General features: G+C 53.2%; 14 protein-coding genes. 9 read left to right on the plus strand and 5 right to left on the minus strand.

Going from position 1 to position 16,762, the window contains the following annotated elements:
• Positions 1 to 189: 189 nt before the first annotated feature.
• Positions 190 to 1,056 (minus strand): polyamine aminopropyltransferase, encoded by an 867-nt coding sequence (gene speE / locus C3B51_RS18940; RefSeq protein ID WP_046006929.1) that lies wholly within the window; start codon positions 1,054 to 1,056, stop codon positions 190 to 192.
• Positions 1,057 to 1,296: 240 nt separating this feature from the next.
• Between speE and speA the strand changes: the two genes are divergently transcribed.
• The 5 genes from speA to C3B51_RS18965 all read left to right on the plus strand — a co-directional run bounded on the left by speA (position 1,297) and on the right by C3B51_RS18965 (position 7,331).
• Positions 1,297 to 3,177 (plus strand): biosynthetic arginine decarboxylase, encoded by a 1,881-nt coding sequence (gene speA / locus C3B51_RS18945; RefSeq protein WP_125721264.1) that lies wholly within the window; start codon positions 1,297 to 1,299, stop codon positions 3,175 to 3,177.
• Positions 3,178 to 3,331: 154 nt separating this feature from the next.
• The gene (locus C3B51_RS18950) at positions 3,332 to 4,255 is read left to right on the plus strand and encodes an acyltransferase (protein WP_130246051.1); all 924 of its coding nucleotides are present in this window, start codon (positions 3,332 to 3,334) and stop codon (positions 4,253 to 4,255) included.
• A 25-nt stretch (positions 4,256 to 4,280) separates the two neighbouring features.
• Positions 4,281 to 5,201: an acetyltransferase gene (locus C3B51_RS18955; RefSeq protein WP_130246052.1), complete on the plus strand. Its 921-nt coding sequence runs from the start codon at positions 4,281 to 4,283 to the stop codon at positions 5,199 to 5,201.
• A complete protein-coding gene (locus tag C3B51_RS18960) occupies positions 5,198 to 6,403 on the plus strand; it encodes a mechanosensitive ion channel family protein (RefSeq protein ID WP_130246053.1) in 1,206 nt (401 codons plus the stop codon). The genes C3B51_RS18955 and C3B51_RS18960 overlap by 4 nt, the downstream gene beginning before the upstream one ends.
• A gap of 109 nt (positions 6,404 to 6,512) precedes the next feature.
• Positions 6,513 to 7,331, plus strand: coding sequence for a substrate-binding periplasmic protein (locus tag C3B51_RS18965; RefSeq protein ID WP_130246054.1), 819 nt, complete (start codon positions 6,513 to 6,515; stop codon positions 7,329 to 7,331).
• Here C3B51_RS18965 and C3B51_RS18970 read toward each other — a convergent pair.
• Positions 7,328 to 9,916 (minus strand): serine hydrolase, encoded by a 2,589-nt coding sequence (locus C3B51_RS18970; protein ID WP_130246055.1) that lies wholly within the window; start codon positions 9,914 to 9,916, stop codon positions 7,328 to 7,330. The genes C3B51_RS18965 and C3B51_RS18970 overlap by 4 nt on opposite strands.
• A gap of 194 nt (positions 9,917 to 10,110) precedes the next feature.
• Between C3B51_RS18970 and C3B51_RS18975 the strand changes: the two genes are divergently transcribed.
• Entirely contained in the window at positions 10,111 to 10,617 is a 507-nt protein-coding gene (locus C3B51_RS18975; protein ID WP_130246056.1) for a DUF6653 family protein, read from the plus strand.
• Here C3B51_RS18975 and C3B51_RS18980 read toward each other — a convergent pair.
• Both C3B51_RS18980 and C3B51_RS18985 read right to left on the minus strand, forming a co-directional pair.
• The gene (locus C3B51_RS18980) at positions 10,602 to 10,949 is read right to left on the minus strand and encodes a rhodanese-like domain-containing protein (protein ID WP_125784244.1); all 348 of its coding nucleotides are present in this window, start codon (positions 10,947 to 10,949) and stop codon (positions 10,602 to 10,604) included. The two genes, C3B51_RS18975 and C3B51_RS18980, sit on opposite strands and share 16 nt — an antisense overlap.
• Before the next feature lie 3 nt (positions 10,950 to 10,952).
• The gene (locus C3B51_RS18985; RefSeq protein WP_046006921.1) at positions 10,953 to 11,141 is read right to left on the minus strand and encodes a YgaP family membrane protein; all 189 of its coding nucleotides are present in this window, start codon (positions 11,139 to 11,141) and stop codon (positions 10,953 to 10,955) included.
• Between the two features lie 116 nt (positions 11,142 to 11,257).
• Here C3B51_RS18985 and C3B51_RS18990 point away from each other — a divergent pair, with 116 nt between their 5' ends.
• Genes C3B51_RS18990 through C3B51_RS19000 form a run of 3 tightly spaced genes read left to right on the plus strand, consistent with a single transcriptional unit; the run spans position 11,258 to position 15,982 of the window.
• Entirely contained in the window at positions 11,258 to 11,566 is a 309-nt protein-coding gene (locus C3B51_RS18990) for an ArsR/SmtB family transcription factor (RefSeq protein WP_130246057.1), read from the plus strand.
• Positions 11,563 to 14,889 (plus strand): efflux RND transporter permease subunit, encoded by a 3,327-nt coding sequence (locus C3B51_RS18995; RefSeq protein WP_130246058.1) that lies wholly within the window; start codon positions 11,563 to 11,565, stop codon positions 14,887 to 14,889. Before C3B51_RS18990 ends, C3B51_RS18995 begins: the two co-directional genes overlap by 4 nt.
• Entirely contained in the window at positions 14,882 to 15,982 is a 1,101-nt protein-coding gene (locus C3B51_RS19000) for an efflux RND transporter periplasmic adaptor subunit (protein ID WP_130246059.1), read from the plus strand. The genes C3B51_RS18995 and C3B51_RS19000 overlap by 8 nt, the downstream gene beginning before the upstream one ends.
• Here the strand turns inward: C3B51_RS19000 and C3B51_RS19005 are convergent.
• The gene (locus C3B51_RS19005) at positions 15,945 to 16,622 is read right to left on the minus strand and encodes a nitroreductase family protein (protein ID WP_125721242.1); all 678 of its coding nucleotides are present in this window, start codon (positions 16,620 to 16,622) and stop codon (positions 15,945 to 15,947) included. The genes C3B51_RS19000 and C3B51_RS19005 overlap by 38 nt on opposite strands.
• Between the last annotated feature and the right edge of the window lie 140 nt (positions 16,623 to 16,762).

Below are 16,762 nucleotides of genomic sequence, written 5' to 3' on the forward strand. Positions count from 1 at the left end.
AAATCTGCCGTTAACAGTGTTAAAAATTTCTCATTTAGAACAACTAAAGAGCAAAATTTTTGCCTCGTTATCGCCGAGATTTACTCGCCTCAAGATTGGTTACTTAATTATGCGGATTGGTATAAGACTATAAAAAACCCGGCTGATGCCGGGTTTTTTATATCTGGATAAACGCTGCGAGTGTGGCTATTAATCTTTGCTTTCAAAGGCTCGGCGCATAAACCCTGGAGTTGCCAGCGCACCTTTGTGTATTCCGGTATTGTAATACTCAGTGTCAAAGCCAGCCTGCTCGGCGTCTTGCTCACGGAAGCCATTAAACGGCTCGCCTTTACGCGCCAGCGTCGCTGACCATAAACCGCTTGGGTAGATAGGCTGCGGGAATGGCAGGGTTTGCAGATCAACAAAGCCTACATCCAGCATGGCCTGGCGCATTTCTTTCAGCAGGGTCATGTGCATCAGCGGCGACTCACTTTGTTGCACCAGAATACCGCCCGGGCGCAACGCCTTCAGACAGCTGGTGTAAAACGCGTGGTTGAACAGGCCTTCACCCGGTCCAACCGGATCGGTGCCATCGACGATAACCACATCGACTGACTCCGGTGCAGCGTCGTGCATATATTTGATGCCATCATCAAACATCACAGTGGCGCGCGGGTCGTCGTTAGAGGCGCACAGCTCTGGGAAATATTTTAATGCCATTTGCGTGACGACTTCGTCAATGTCGATTTGGGTCACGGTTTCTACACCAGGGTGCTTGAGCACTTCACGGAGTGTGCCGCAGTCTCCACCACCAATGATCACCACATTTTTAGGTGCCGGATGAGAAAATAAAGCCGGGTGGCTCATCATTTCATGGTAGAAAAAGTTTTCCCGGGTGCTGACCATAGTACAGCCGTCAATGATCATCAGATTGCCAAAGTCTGTGGTCTCATACATTTCAACATTCTGAAATGGCGACTGGATCTCGTCCAGTTTACGGTTAACGCGCAGTGAGAACGCGCTGCCATCACGGTCGCTGATCTCGGTAAACCAGCGGTTAGCTTCTAAATTTGACATTGTTGCCTTCATGCAGATGTAATTTTCAGAGATTTTGCCAGCGCTTTCGCCCCAGCTCAATCTATTTTAGCGTATAAACGCCGACTCGGTTAGGGACAAAGTGAGCTTGTCGGCTCACAAAGTGGTGCAGCGTGTATCAAATGGCGGGTGTGTTTTGTGCTTTGGGTGGCAAAAGATTGTCACATCTGGGCCATAAGTATTAAAATGTGCAGTCTGTAAAGCAAGTTAATAGAGATTGCCATGACCTGGGGTTTGCAAACCGCACGTGCCACTTATAACGTGACGCACTGGAGTGAAGGATATTTTGACATCAACGATCAGGGGGAGCTGGTTGCCTATCCCGATGGTGATCGCGCAAAACCGGCGATTTCGCTGGTTGAGTTAACCGAGCGCTTTAAAGAGCAGGGCCTGACCTTGCCGGTGCTGGTGCGTTTTACTGACATTCTTAACAGCCGTGTTGAGACCATGACACAGGCCTTTTCACAGGCAACCGCCGCCAAGTCTTATCAGGGGCAGTACACCTGTGTTTACCCTATCAAAGTAAACCAGCAGCGCTCCGTAGTGAGCAAGTTACTGGCGCACCCGAGCGGCCTGGTTGGTCTTGAAGCGGGCTCTAAGCCGGAGTTGATGGCCATTTTGGGGATTGCCAAAGATCCCATCACCATTGTCTGTAACGGTTATAAAGACAGCGAGTTTTTGCGTCTGGCGATGATAGGTCAGGCGATGGGCCACAAGGTGCAAATCGTGATTGAGAAACTCTCTGAGCTGGATACCTTGCTCAAAGAGATCGCGACTTTGGGCATTGAGCCGGCCATAGGCATTCGTATTCGTCTTAACTCCATTGGTAAAGGCAAGTGGCAAAACACAGGCGGAGAAAAAGGCAAATTTGGTCTGACGGCCAGCCAGGTGCTCAGTGCGGTCGATAAGCTCAAAGCGCAAGGTAAACTGCACTTAATGCAACTGGTGCACTTTCATATTGGCTCGCAAATCGCCAATATCCGTGATATTCAGCGTGCCCTGCGCGAGTGTGCCCGCCACTATGCCGAGTTGTCTCAGCTGGGCGTGCCATTAAAAACGGTCGATGTGGGTGGTGGCCTGGGCGTGGATTATGAAGGGTCCGGCTCTCGCAGCGCCTGTTCAATGAACTACACGGTAGCGGAATATGCTCGTAATGTGGTCGGCGCCTTTGCCGAGGTGGCAGAGCAGCACGGGTTGCGTCATCCGGATATTATCACTGAATCCGGCCGGGCATTGACGGCACACCACGCGGTGCTGATCACCGATGTGATAGACGTTGAAAAAGCGCCGTACCAGACAGTTCCGAGTATGCCGGCACAATCTGCCCATCATATCCAGCAGGAGCTGTGGTCATCATTGCAAAGGCTGACGCCCAGACTGGCCATAGAAACCTACCACGATGCCATGCATCTGTTCGGTGATGGTCATGACCAGTATGTGCACGGCCTGATAGGCATGCAGCAATGGGCGCAAATTGAGCAACTGTACTTTACTATCCTGCAAAGGGTCAGAGAGTGTCTGAATATTCATTCGCGCTCTCACCGTGAGGTGCTTGATGAGCTTAATGAAAAGCTCGCGGATAAGTTGTTCGTGAACTTCTCTTTGTTTCAATCTTTACCCGATGTCTGGGGGATCCAGCAGCTGTTCCCGGTGATGCCTATTGCGGCGTTGGATCAGCCGCTCACTCAGCGCGCGGTGATCCAGGATATTACCTGTGACTCGGATGGCCAGATCCGAGAATACGTAGAAGGCGCGGGGATTGAATCCAGCCTGCCCATTCCGCCTTATCAGCCCGGTGAGCAATATCATATCGCGATGTTTATGGTCGGGGCATATCAGGAGATTCTTGGTGATTTACACAATCTGTTCGGAGATACCGACTCAGTGCATGTGGAACTCACCGAGACAGGGTACGAGCTGAGCAACGCCATTAAAGGCGACAGTGTGGAAGATGTACTGAGATTTGTACACTATGATAAAGCCGCGCTGGCTGAGAACTTTACCACGCACATCTCTGCACTGGCGGTTGATGAGGCGACCAAAGCCGACTATCTGGCACAATTACATGCCGGGCTCAGCGGTTATACCTATTTTGAAGACTAATTCCCTAATCATTCACCCGTCAGTGCTGGCTGCCTAAGGAGTCTTGGCAGCCAAGGGCGCGGTATGGTGTAATAGGGCCAGTTCGTTATTCTTATCCTGTGGTCTGTGTACTCAGTCAGACAGGCCATTGTCAGTCGTAGTAAAGGAACATTGCATGTCGTTAATCCGTCAGGTTCTGGGGTTACTGTTATACGCTATCAATACACTGATCTGGTTCATACCCATTTTTTTATTGGGCGTGATCAAACTATTACCGATTTCGCCCTTACAAAAGGTAGCCAGTCGTATCGCCAAAGGGTGTGCCAGTTTATGGGTGGCAGGCAACAATCTTAATCAATCGATTGTGTCGCCGTTTCGGCTTACGGTCTCCATGCCAGACACGATGAAAGCCCAGGACTGGTATCTGGTCATTGCCAATCACCAAAGCTGGGTAGACATCTTGATCTTGCAGCGGGTGTTACACCGTAAAATCCCCTTTCTGAACTTTTTTCTGAAAAAAGAGCTGCTGTACGTGCCGGTACTTGGGCTTGCCTGGTGGGCGCTGGATTTCCCGTTTATGAAACGAACCAGCAAAAGCCAGCTCAAGAAAAACCCTAAGCTGCGTGGCAAAGATGTTGAAACCACACGCAAGGCGTGTGAAAAGTTCAAAACCATGCCGGTGAGTATCGTGAATTTTGTAGAAGGGACACGCTTTACCACGCAAAAGCATCAGCGTCAGAGCAGCCCGTTTAAGCATTTGCTTAAACCAAAAGCCGGCGGCATCGCGTTTGTAATGCAGGCAATGGGTGAGCAAATCAATCAGGTGGTGAATGTTACCATTCATTATCCGGGCGGTATTCCCAGCTTTATGGACTTTGTGGCCGGGCGTGTTGATGAAGTAACGGTGCAGATTGAACTGATGCCGGTCAGTGCCGATCTGATTGGCGACTACAGCAATGACAATGAGTTCAGAGTGCGCTTCCAAAGCGAACTGAACCGGCTGTGGGGGCAAAAAGATCAGCAATTAGAGGCCTTGGTGAGCAACCATAGCAGTCCCGAGGTGTCTGCTGAGCAGCAGCAAAAGTCGCAGCAGTCCTGAGCATCATTCAGGTAAAGGAGGTGGTATGTTAAGAAGGTTTTTACCAGCCTGGTTCGTCGGTATGCTGGCCACTATGATACTACTGGCCAATACCCTGTTGTGGGGCGTTGTGGTGTTTGCACTGGGCCTGGTTAAGTGCATTTTACCCCTGCGTGGCGTGTCAGAACTGTTGCACCGGGCGTATAAAGGCTGGTGCCGGGGTAACCGCCTGGGGCTCTGGCTCGGTTGTGCTGAGATATCGCTGGATTTACCTGAGCAAATGAGTGAGCAGGCCTGGTATATGCTGGTGGCCAATCATATCAGCTGGTTAGATATTGTGGTGCTAAGCGCACTCGAACGCTTACCGGCCCCTAAGTTTTTTCTTAAAGACGAACTCAAATATGTGCCACTGATCGGCACCGGTGCCTGGGCACTGGGCATGCCCTTTATGAAGCGGGCAAGTAAGGCGAAAATCGCCAAAAATCCCAAACTCAAGGGGATGGACGTAGAACGCACCCGGCACAGTTGTCGCCACTTTCGACAGCACCCGACCACCGTGATCAACTTTGTTGAAGGTACCCGATTTACCGCACAAAAACATCAGCGTCAGGGGAGGGAATTTCAATATCTGCTTAAGCCAAAAGCGGGTGGAGTCGCCTTTGCGTTAGAGGTTTTAGCCCAGCAACTGGATGGCCTGCTCGACGCCACCGTGATTTATCAGAGCCCGGATCAACATATTTGCCGCAGCTTTATGTGTGGCAAGTTGCAGCGCATTGATGTGCGTATTCGCCTGTTATCGATGGACACAGTACCGCTGGGCAACTATCAGACAGACAAGCAATACCGGGTGGCCTTTCAGGGGTATCTGAATCAGTTATGGCTCGACAAAGATGCCCAGCTGGCGGCTTATTGGGAGCAACAGCATGCGAGCGATACACTATGCGTTGATGAGGTGAAACAAGCATGAAGGTAACGCATCTCAGCGAAGTGTTGGCCCCCTGGGTGGGTGCAACCCCCTATTCAGGCTTACTGATCATAGGCACCAACGTACTTGCGCTGGTGATCTTACTGCTGGTCTTTTGGCTTATCCGCCAGTGGTTATTACCCCGTATTCAGCACTTTTTAAGTGAGAACTCCACATCCAAAATAGGCTTTCTGGCCCCCTATCTGAGCAAGTTCAGCGGGCGCTTCTCCCTGGTGATGTGTACGCTGCTGTTCATTGCATTTAAAGAGGCTCTGTTTATTGCCCCGGTGTGGTTATTCAAGGTTTTTGGGGTGGTCTCTCAGGTGTTGCTGGTGATCAGCATTGGCTTCTTATTAAGCAGCCTGGTCAACATAGTGAATGCAATTTATAACCAGCAGCCATTTGCCAAGAGTGTGCCTATTCAGAGTTTAGTGCAGGTCAGCAAATTGCTGATTTTCATTGTCTGTGCCATTTTGGTGATCAGCCTGGCTTTAGATAAGTCGCCAACTTATATCTTATCCGGGTTTGGTGCCATCGCCGCCGTGACCTTGTTGGTGTTTAAGGACACCATTTTGGGCCTGGTAGCAAGTATTCAGATTGCTGCAAACCGACTGCTGGCAACCGGAGACTGGATCCAGGTGGATGCATTTGGTGCCGACGGTGAGGTGATCGAAGTGGGGCTCAACACGGTGCGGGTGCGGAACTGGGACAACACAGTCACGACCATTCCGACCTACAAAATCATTTCCGACTCGTTTAAAAACTGGCGCGCGATGCAAGAGTCCAATGGCCGGCGGATCAAGCGTGCAGTCTATGTCGACTTTGATTCAATTCAGCTGTTGAGTGAGGCACAACTGAGCACGCTAAGCCAAACACTGCCCGAGGTTGCTCAGATAATGCAAGATACGCCAGAGCAGCAGTGGAATAATGTGTCTTTGTTTCGCCGTTATGCCGAAGCCTATCTGAAAGCCCATCCTCAGGTGAATCCGGAATGTTTGTGCATGGTGCGGGAGCTGGCGCCGACGCAGTATGGGTTGCCGGTAGAATTGTACTGTTTTAGCCGCGATAAGCGCTGGGTGCCCTATGAGCATTTGCAGGCCGACTTACTGGATCACGTGCTGACGGTGATGCCGTCTTTTGCGCTGCGCCCCTACCAGGTGATCTCAAGTCATCAAAGTGAAATAAATCACAAAAAACCAGAGTAAGCACTGGATCCTTGTGTTATCTTATCGATTCAGATTTTATCTTTTTATGACATATTTGTGACATGGAGACGAATGAGGTTGCTGAATTGCCCAAGAGGTAGGTAGTGCAATGAAGTATTTTTTAGCAATCATGCTCGTATTGAGCTTGTGTTCAACCAAGCAGGCTGTGGCGGATCACCAGCAAATTTTGGTCGCCATCGACCACGCCCCTCCCTATAGCGCCCTGGATGAAAAGGGCAATGCCAAAGGCCTGATCCTCGATATTATCAACTACATTAAACACCACAGTGACGAAGACATCGCTGTCAAAGCCGTGCCCTGTCCATTTTCTCGTTGTATTCGCATGCTGGCGCAGGGTGAGGTGGATGTGATGGGGGGACTGGTCAGAACGGCGGACCGTGAACGCCAGATGGCGTTTGTAACGCCCCCTTATATGGCCCTGTCTTCCTCTTATGTTTTTTATGGTCATCAGCACAGCGGCGTAACTGTAAAGCGCTACGAGGATCTGATTGGAAAACGGATCGCCATCATGCGTGGCGCTGCATTTTTCCCTCGCTTTGACCAGGACACACGTCTGGACAAGGTTGAAGTGCCCTCAGAGCGGGTGGCCGTCGATCTGGTCTTGAAAGGGCGGGTCGATCTGGTGATTGCGGTGGAGGACACCGCCGATCTGGCCATGAATGTGCTGGCTCAGCCTGCGCATCAGCTGAGGAAGATGGACTATCGGCATACTCAGGTGATTTACGGCCATATGGCGATGAGCCGCACGTTTGCACAAAGCCATGTGGGACAGGCGTTCAGCGAGCACATGCGCAAGATGGCAAAAAATAAAGTACTTGATAAGCTGGTTGCGCCGTATCAACTCCCGGCTATCCCGCCCCAACTGCTGTCAGAAGAGGCGCTCAGCACACAAACCCGCACCTTTTAAGGCTGGTTGGTTTCCGTATGATTGAAGCCGTAGCTGAAGGTGAGCACCAGCTGCTCTATGTCGTCATAAGCCTGAGCGCTGCTGTCATTGCCAGAATCCCCATTGGTCAGCAAAACAAAACCGCGTTGCTGACGTAAGTCACCGTAAATCTGGGTGAGCACGCCCGGATCATCACCGCTGTGATAGATTTTGTCGCCATCCACACCCCAGAAAAAGCCCCGCTCTACCGAGATACTCGGGATAGTTGTTTGCGGGCTCAGCATCTTTGCCACCACACTGGCTTTGAGCCCTGGTGCGCCGTTAAGCTTACCCTGCTGCATGGTGGCTATCAAAAAGTTCCCCAGGTCATGGGCGGTAGAAACGGCACTGCCTTCGCTGTAGGTGATATTGCCGTAGTCAGGCAAAGGGATCAGAGTATGCGTTTGTGGATGGTGAATGTAGCGCTGCACAACCGGTGTTTCTGGCTGGGCAATGGCCCATTCACTGCGGTGCATTGCCAGTGGTGTAAAAACACTGTCCTGGGTTAATTGAGTGAGCGACCGCCCGCTTGCCTGCTCGGTGACATACCCTGCCAGGGCGGCGCCGATATTGGTATACACAGCGGCTTCATTATTAGTCAGGCCGAAGCGGCTGACAAAATGGCTGGGCTGATAGCTCGCGCTGGATTGTGACAGATAAGCCGCAAAAAAATGGCCTAGCTCTGTGTTTGCCGGTTCGCCACAGGCTGTGTTCTGAGTGAGTCGGTTATACAAACTGCTGCCGTCGGCATGGACAAAGTAATTACAGCGGTACACCTGCTCTGTGTCCATGATACCGCTGGTGTGGGTGATCAACTGACGCAAGGTAATGGCCTGAGACAGGGGAGCCGGAAAGTCGATGGCGAAATTTAGATAATCCATGACCGGCGCATCGAGATCAACGAGTTGCCGTTCAACCGCATCGGCAAGCGTAGCGCCCAACAGGGTTTTGCTAACAGATCCCAGATAGAAGCGGCTGTGTGCATCGACTGCCGTGCCCAGCTCATCCGCGCGGCCAAAGCCTTGTTGATAGACCGACTGGCCATCGTGAATAATATTAACGGCCACGGCCGGAATATTGCCCTGTTGCTGCAGCGCGCTCAGCCGGCGTTCAAACTCCTTCACTGTCAGCTGTGGTGTGGGATCTTTACCGAGTAACGACAGAGCGTGATCGTAACTTTCAAAGCGACCACTTTCGAGTGCATGCATAGTAAAGGCAGGCACGGCAATATCTGGCTGAATGCCACTGTGTTCATACAAAGTGCCGTGTGCATCCCGGTAGACTTCATTGGAGAGCGAAATTTCCCAGCCATTGGGTAAGGTGAAAAAACGCATGTCCGATAAAGCACCCGCGGTTTCCTCGCCGAGTAAAGTGACCTGCGGCAGGTGCATCATGGTCAGGGCAAAGACCTCGCCCGCGCTGATGGTTAGCTGACTGGTCAGCAAATACACGGGTCGGGTGTATGCCTCGGGGTGAGCCTGAAGAGACTGGCTGAGCAATACCCCCTGGCCCGCCCGATTCAATGCTTGTTTGTTGAATGCCAGGCGCTTAGAGGTATTGAATCGGGAGGCGATGGCCAGAGCAATGGCATCATCGCCGCCAATGTTGTTGCGAATATCCAGGATCAAACCATCGGTGTCGGTCAGCTCCGTGATGATGCTGTCTATCAGCGTTGTGGCTGCACTGAGGTGTTCTGTCTCGTCAGCATCCGGCTCACTGCTGTACAGGGAGAAGTTATTGATCACCAGCACGCCAATGTTGTCCTCAGTCTTACCCCATAGCAAGGTTTTCTCCTCCTGCTGGGCCGCAAAGCTGCCGATGCTGTCACGGCTCAGGTATTGCTGACTCACATTCAATGAGTCCAGCACCAGCTCAGAGAACACCTGTTCGTCGCTCAGCTGCACGTCGTAGCGCAGGTAATAGCTTGTGGTGCCCCGAGCCGCGCGCAAAATGGGGGCGTCTTTCATCACAAAAAACGGACGCCCCGGCGTTCTGGCGACCGACACATGGCCATCGGCAAGCGGCGCAATCATCTCGGTCAGTATCTGAAACAGCGCGTCATCGGACATCTCGTCGTGGATTTTGGCACGGTAATGGGCGTATTGTGCCTGCCAGTCCATGTCACGCAGGGCAAAGAAGGCATAGTAATCGTTAAAGGCGTGCCAGAAGTATTCGAAGACCTGAGTTGGACTGGCTGTGGCATCGACAGATAACGGCGAGCGGCAAACATCCGGAAGCGTCGCCTTACGCTCATAAATATGTGGATAGACCTCACCGGCGTAGGTTAGTTGTAGTTGCGCTTTGCTGCGTTGCTGTGCCTGGGTTATCCGCGGCTCAGTACTGCTCTGTGGCAATCCATATTGTGCAACTTTAATACAAGCGTGTGTATTAAATTCATAGCGTTGCACGCGCTGTGGTGTGATATCAAGCACTTCACCGTAGGCGGTTTTTTGCCACACGCCGGGATGCTTTTGTACTGCGGTGCGATGATCTGTGGTGTCGCCGCAGCCACCGAGCAGTGCACTGATAATGAGTCCCGAAGCGAGAAGAGAAAAGCCTTTAACCATAGTGATATCCCTTACTGAGTGAGCCAAATGTTTTACTGGTGTGTGCTCAGTTTAAGATCCGGGGACTACCTGCGCTGTTAGCGAGTTGCGCCAAAGGGTCAGAAAATGTACCCGGCCGTTGACATTTTTAAACAGAGGGTAACGCGAACTCTGGCTACACTGCCTGATAAGTAAACTGATCCCGTGAGGTCGATATGATGCAACGAACTGCTGCCAAGTATTTCACTATGAGCGAAGAAGTATGGGCGCGCCATGCCAACCCCTGGAGTGTCTGGAGTCGCTACTCCTGTTTGCCTTTACTGATTGCCTGCCTGTGGTGGCGTGACTGGCTGGGAATGGCTTTTTGGCCTGTGTTGGTGGTGTTGTTGCTCTGGGTTTGGCTCAATCCCAGATGCTTCAGTAAACCCAGAGACACCCATAACTGGGCGTCACAAGCGGTGCTGGGCGAACAGATCCTGATCTATCAGCTGGAACGGGTGCCGCTGGTGCACTATCAGGTGATTAAAGTGATCATCACGGTGCTGAGCGTGAGCACGCTGGTATGCGCTGCAGGCTTGTGGTTTCAAGAAGCCATCAGCACCAGTGTTGGCGCCTTGGGTGTGATCCTAAGTAAAACCTGGTTTTTGGATCGCATGGTCTGGCTCTATCAGAGTGTGACCTCATCAAGCATCGAGATGGCAGCGCGTCAGGCAAAAACCTGACACACTTCCTCCGCTTTACAGGTGATCACGCTGACATTCTGGTAGCCAATGCGGGTCAGCTGTTCAGCGGCAAATACTGCCCGGCCACCTGCAGCACAGTGCAGATAAAGTGGTCGGCTTGGGTCTTTTTCCAAATTAGGTAATTGAAATTCCAACACGCCGCGCGGAATATTCACCGCGCCGGGGGCCGCTTTTTCCTGATGCTCCTGAGGTTCACGCACGTCAATCAGCAGGCCCTGGTTGGTGGCGATTTCTGCTTTGGCTTGCTGCGCGCTGATACAACGCTGGTTAGGTCGGACGGTTTTTAAAATGTCCTGTGGGGATGTCAGCATAAATTAATTCTCCATTCCAAGTTTTTTGAGCAGGGTCATCATAGGACACCAGCCTGTAAAGGCGGATTGCATCAGATTCAATGCAATAAACACACTGAACCACACCCAGCGCGGATCCATAAACCAGGTGAGTAAAAATGACAGTATTAGCATACTGCCGGCTACCAGCCGGATAGCGGCTTCAAGTCTCATAACAATTACCTCCTGCATTCAAGTATATTGCAAGATTGGATATTAGCAAGATCTAATATTAGTAATTTCTAATGTTCTATTCTATACTCCCTGTGTAACCAATGTTGGGGGGAAGTATGGATTTACACGCAATGGCCGACAGTGCCGCACAAGCAGAGGCATTACTGAAGATGTTGGCAAACCGCAATCGGTTGATGATTTTATGCAGCCTGCAAAGTACGGAGCTTAGTGTCGGTGAGTTAAATGCTCAGGTGCCGCTGGCTCAGTCTGCCTTATCTCAGCACCTGGCTGCCATGAGAAAAGCCGGGCTGGTCGCGTCACGGCGTGAGGGGGCAGCGGTGTACTACCGCATTGCCGATGACAAAGTGCTGGTGATCCTGCAACAACTCTATCAGCTGTTCTGTGCCGAACAGGAGGGAGCATGAGCGGATCCGGGGGATTCACTGAGCGAGTCATCGGCCAAAGCCTGGCGGGCCGTTTACCGGCGCTGTTGTTTGTCTTTTCCATGGTCCTGGGTGTGCTGGCCTTGCAATTCACATCAAGAGAGGAAGAGCCGCAAATTGTGGTGCCCATGCTCGATATTCATGTCACCGCGCCCAACATTGCTGCGCCGGAAGTGGTGCGTCTGGTGACCACGCCGCTTGAAAAGCTGCTGTTGCAAATTCCGGGAGTAGAGCATGTATATTCAACCACCCACAGTGGCCGTGCGGTGGTCACCTTGCGATTTCAGGTTGGTGAAAGCCGCGAGCAGGCTATCCTGAATACCTACACTAAACTCTATGCCAATGAGCATCAGATGGCCGCGGTGGTCAGCGACTGGCAGATCCGGCCGGTGGAAGTCGACGATGTGCCCATTGTGATGCTGGGCTTATATAGCGAAAATCCAGCCTTATACGATGATTATGACTTAACCCGCTTTGCCCAGGAAATTTCAACGCAACTACAACGCCTGCCCGACACCAGTGAAGTCAATGTGGTTGCCGGGCGGCAGCGCCAGCTGAACGTATGGCTGGATGCAACCGCGCTGGCGGCGCATCAGAGCACGCCGCTGGATGTATTACAGGCCATTCAAAACAGCAATCAGTTGCTCCAGGTAGGCAAGCGCAGTGCGGGCAGCAAGCAGATTGTGCTGGAGTCGGGCGATGTGCTGCGCACCAGTGCGGCGTTACGCGACTTAGTGATCACTGTGGTGAACGGGCGTGCTGTGAAGCTCAGGGATGTTGCGCGCATTGCCGAGGGGCCGGGCGAGCCTGAGCATTATCAATGGCTGGCGCTCAGCGACCAGCAGCAAGGCCTGCCGCTGGTCACCATCAGTGTGGCAAAGCAAAAAGGCAGTAATGCCGTCGCGGTGGCCGAACAAGTGCATCAGCTGATGAGTCGCCTGCAAACACAGTTATTGCCGCCGGAAGTGGCTGTGCGGGTATTGCGGGACTACGGTCAAACCGCCGATGAAAAGGTCAACGATCTGATGGCCAGTCTGGCGTTTGCGGTGCTGACTGTGGTGATCTTTGTAGGAGTCTTCCTTGGCTGGCGACCGGCCATCGTGGTGGGCTTGGCCATTCCTGTGTGCTATGGGATCACGCTGGCACTGGACTGGGCGTTTGGTTATACCATTAACCGGGTCACCCTGTTTGCCCTGATCCTCTCGCTGGGTTTGCTGGTGGATGATCCCATTACCGGGATAGATAACATCAGCCGTATGCTGGTGCCCGGCAAGCCCCGTCGCCAGCAGATTGTCGCCGCTATGCTGGAGATCCGCACCGCTTTGTTGATGTCAACGCTGACGATTATGATGGCGTTTTTGCCGCTGGCGTATATCACCGGCATGATGGGGCCATACATGGCACCCATGGCGTTTAATGTGCCCGTCAGTGTGATGATCTCAACCGTGGTGGCCTTTTTTATCACTCCCTGGCTGGCCAGTCGCTTGCTGCGGACTCAACCGTCGGCAGCATCAACGCAGGATAACGCCTGGTATGGCGCTCTGCTCACCCCGTTGTTACGCTCACCATGGCGTGCCAAAGGGCTGTTATGGGCCGTGCTGGCGTTGTTTGTACTCAGCGCCAGCTTACCTGTGCTGCGGGCGGTGCCGCTCAAGCTATTGCCCTACGACAATAAAAACGAAGTTCAGATACTGATCGACTTACCCGAGGGAAGCACGCTGGAAGCCACCGCGCGTTTGACCCGTACCGTGCAACAACAGGTTTGGCAATTCAGCGAGGTCAGCGCCATTGCTGCTTATGTGGGTCAGCCGTCGAGTATGGATTTTAACGGTATGGTGCGCGGTTATTATCGTCGCCACAGTGATAATCTGGCCGAGTTGCGGGTGTTATTGCTGGATAAACGCGAGCGGGCACACCAGTCTCATGCTGTGGTGCTGCGGCTGCGCCAGGCTCTGTCTGAGTTCAATCGAGACGGCGTGGTGATTAAAGTGGTTGAGGTCCCGCCGGGGCCGCCGGTATTAAGTACACTGACGGCGGAAGTCTATGCCGAGCCTTTTATTTCTGCCGACACCCACCATGATGCGGCGCTCAGGCTGGCGGCACGGTTGCGTCAGGAAGCCCATGTGGTCGAAGTCGACACGTCTTTGTCCGCGCCGGTTACCTTGCAGCGTTTTGTCACCGATAAACACAAAGCAGCGTTGTCCGGGGTAAGCAGTGTGGAAATTAACCAAACCCTGGCCATGGCCAGCGGAGGCATGCAGGCCGGACTGCTGTATCAGCCAAGAGAAGCGCAGCCCGTGCCTATCACCTTACAACTCGCTTATGCGGATCGCCAGCGATGGGCGGATCTGCTCGCCACCCAGATCCGTGGCAGCAGTGATGTTACGCAGCAGCAGGACAATTTTGGCCTCAGCCGGGCGGCCCGTCCTATGGTGGCTCTGTCTGAGTTGGGAGAAGTACACACGCTGACGGTTGAGCCGCCGATTTATCGAAAAGATCTGGCACCTGTAGTGTACGTCTTTGCAGAATTAAATGGCCGTACCCCGGCCGAGGTGATTGCCGATGTGGTGGCCGATGAGCAACCAGCCGGTACAGTTATACCGGATGAAATACAGGCAAGCGCCTGGCAGCAGCGTACCTTTCTCAGTAGCGGTGGCGGCGTGCCCTGGCAGCTCCCCGAGGGAACCGAGTATCGCTTCAGTGGTGAGGGGGAGTGGCGGATAACTGTCAGGGTGTTTCGGGATATGGGGATAGCGTTTGCCTTTGCGCTGGCGGCGATTTTCGTGATCCTGCGTTGGCAGACCGCATCCAGTGCTTTGGCGCTGATCATCATGTCTGCTATTCCCCTGACTATGATAGGTATTATGCCAGGCTTCTGGGCACTGAATCAGTTTGGTGAGCGCACCGTTGCGGGGGCGCCAGAGCCGGTGTTGTTCACCGCGACGGCCATGATAGGCATGATCGCACTGGCCGGGATTGTGGTCAGAAACTCACTCATTCTGGTCGAATTTATTACTCAGGCCAGACAGGCCGGTATGCCACTGCAGGCGGCCCTGATCCGTGCCGGGAGCGTGCGTATGCGGCCGGTGCTGCTGACCGCTGGCACCACTTTACTGGGCAATCTGGTGATCATTCTCGACCCCGTGTTCAGTGGTCTGGCACTGGCAATCATGTTTGGCATTATCGCTTCAACCCTGTTTTCTTTATTGGTTGTGCCTGTGGTCTATTACCTGGTGTTCAAAACGCCCGACGACACGGCCATAGCCGACCCGAATTCTGTTGCTCCGGAGACTCGTTATGTTTGATATTCGATTTTTGCGCCCCGTGCTGGCGATTGCCTTGTTGCTAGTGGCGGTGGGCTGGATGGCCGGGATGTTTAACAGCAAAGTGTCGCCCGGGGATAAGCCGCACAGCACTGTACCAAAGCTGAACTTGCACGAAGTTGAGCAGCGACTGGTCAAGGACGTAGAGCAGATCCCGGGCAGCGTGATTGCCAAACACAACACGGTTGTCGCCAGCCGGGTGCTGGCACAGCTGAAAACCCTGACGGTGCGCTCTGGCGATCCGATCCAGGCAGGTCAGTTGATTGCCACGCTGGATGATGCCGACTTGCGCGCACAGCTGGAGGCGGTGAAAGCCGAACAGCAGGCTAATCTGGCACAGCTGACACAGGCAAAAAAACAGCTCGCGCGTGCGCAGGCGCTCCAGCAAAAAGGCCTGGTTGCCCATAATCAGGTGGATGAATGGCAGACTCAGGTGAATGAACTGACCGCCAAAGAAGCGGCCCTGGCACAACAATATGCTGGCGCTGAAGTGGCCTTAAGTTATACCCAGGTACGGGCGCCCATCTCCGGCACTTTGGTCGCGCGCTTGCAAGAGCCGGGTGCCATGCTCAATCCCGGCACGCCGCTGGTTTCCATTTATAACCCGGCGCAGTTGCAGGTTGAGGTCTCGGTGCGTGAGCGCTTGCTCAGCGAGCTGACAATCGGGGCGCGTCATCAGGTGAGTATTCCGGCGGCCGAGGCGACGCAATATGCCACCATCAGTGAACTGGTCCCGGTGGCCGATCGCGGCGCACGCAGCTTTACGGTGAAGCTGGATATGCAGTGGGCACAGGGCGTGATCCCGGGCATGTACGCCATGTTAAAGTTGCCCGGGAGCGAGCGCCCGGCAGTGCTGATCCCCTCGGCTTTAGTGCAACATTATGGCCAGCTCAGTAAAGTGGCGGTGCTGGATAACGGCCAGGTGCAAAGCCGCTTTATTCGCCTTGGCAGGGAGTATGGCGATCAGGTTGAGGTGATAAGTGGTCTGCAAGTCGGTGAGCTGCTGGTTGCAGGCACACCGACAGGCGTGACTGCTGCTACAGAAAAGTCGCGATCTCCTCAAGCGGCTTTTTAACCAGCGCGTGTTCTGGCACGGTGGCATCCTCGGCCGGATAACCGGCGATCAGCAGCATATAAGGGCGCTCGTTTTCCTTATCGCGCTGACAGATCTCCATCAGGAAGCTCATGGGTTTCGGCGTGTGGGTCAACGTGGCCAGCCCGGCATGGTGCAAAGCCTGGATCAGAAAGCCAGTCGCAATACCAACGGATTCATGGACATAATAGTTGGTATGCTTGTCCTCGCTGTGAATACCGCCTTTTTTCTGGCTAAAGATGGCAATCAGCCAGGGGGCATGCTCCAGATAGGGTTTATCGGCATCGGTGCCAAGCGGTTTTAAAGCATCGAGCCACTCTTCACCGGCGCGGCCCTCATAAAAGGCCTGTTCCTGTTGCTCTGCGGCAGCGCGGATCTGTTGCTTCACGTCCTGGCTGTGGATGGCCACAAAATGCCAGGGCTGATGATTGGCACCGCTGGGGGCAGAGCCTGCCGTTTTAATGCAGGCTTCAATAATTTCTTTGGGTACCGGCCGATCACTAAAGCTGCGGATAGTGTGACGGCGCTTTGCCTCATCCAAAAACTCGGTGGCTCGGTTTAGCATTTCTTCCTGTGGGTACTCAACAAAGTCGTTGAGGGGCACGTTCGCATGTTGTTTCATGATTTACCTTTGTCTTTTTTGTTTATATTTTGTTATATCCTGACTGCGGATCCCTTGCAACTGGCGCGCCTATCGGCCGTGGTGACAATGTAAAGCAAACCGTGAGGCTGCGGCAATTTAACTTTACCTTTGTTGGCTAG

The organism is Pseudoalteromonas rubra, from assembly GCF_004212645.1.
Lineage (GTDB): Bacteria > Pseudomonadota > Gammaproteobacteria > Enterobacterales > Alteromonadaceae > Pseudoalteromonas > Pseudoalteromonas rubra_G.

Excerpts from the sequence above, each read along its gene's own strand:
- speE (WP_046006929.1), bottom strand. The coding sequence starts at position 1,056 with ATGTCAAATTTAGAAGCTAACCGCTGGTTTACCGAGATCAGCGACCGT.
- speA (WP_125721264.1), top strand. The coding sequence starts at position 1,297 with ATGACCTGGGGTTTGCAAACCGCACGTGCCACTTATAACGTGACGCAC.
- C3B51_RS18950 (WP_130246051.1), top strand. The coding sequence starts at position 3,332 with ATGTCGTTAATCCGTCAGGTTCTGGGGTTACTGTTATACGCTATCAAT.
- C3B51_RS18955 (WP_130246052.1), top strand. The coding sequence starts at position 4,281 with ATGTTAAGAAGGTTTTTACCAGCCTGGTTCGTCGGTATGCTGGCCACT.
- C3B51_RS18960 (WP_130246053.1), top strand. The coding sequence starts at position 5,198 with ATGAAGGTAACGCATCTCAGCGAAGTGTTGGCCCCCTGGGTGGGTGCA.
- C3B51_RS18965 (WP_130246054.1), top strand. The coding sequence starts at position 6,513 with ATGAAGTATTTTTTAGCAATCATGCTCGTATTGAGCTTGTGTTCAACC.
- C3B51_RS18970 (WP_130246055.1), bottom strand. The coding sequence starts at position 9,916 with ATGGTTAAAGGCTTTTCTCTTCTCGCTTCGGGACTCATTATCAGTGCA.
- C3B51_RS18975 (WP_130246056.1), top strand. The coding sequence starts at position 10,111 with ATGATGCAACGAACTGCTGCCAAGTATTTCACTATGAGCGAAGAAGTA.
- C3B51_RS18980 (WP_125784244.1), bottom strand. The coding sequence starts at position 10,949 with ATGCTGACATCCCCACAGGACATTTTAAAAACCGTCCGACCTAACCAG.
- C3B51_RS18985 (WP_046006921.1), bottom strand. The coding sequence starts at position 11,141 with ATGAGACTTGAAGCCGCTATCCGGCTGGTAGCCGGCAGTATGCTAATA.
- C3B51_RS18990 (WP_130246057.1), top strand. The coding sequence starts at position 11,258 with ATGGATTTACACGCAATGGCCGACAGTGCCGCACAAGCAGAGGCATTA.
- C3B51_RS18995 (WP_130246058.1), top strand. The coding sequence starts at position 11,563 with ATGAGCGGATCCGGGGGATTCACTGAGCGAGTCATCGGCCAAAGCCTG.
- C3B51_RS19000 (WP_130246059.1), top strand. The coding sequence starts at position 14,882 with ATGTTTGATATTCGATTTTTGCGCCCCGTGCTGGCGATTGCCTTGTTG.
- C3B51_RS19005 (WP_125721242.1), bottom strand. The coding sequence starts at position 16,622 with ATGAAACAACATGCGAACGTGCCCCTCAACGACTTTGTTGAGTACCCA.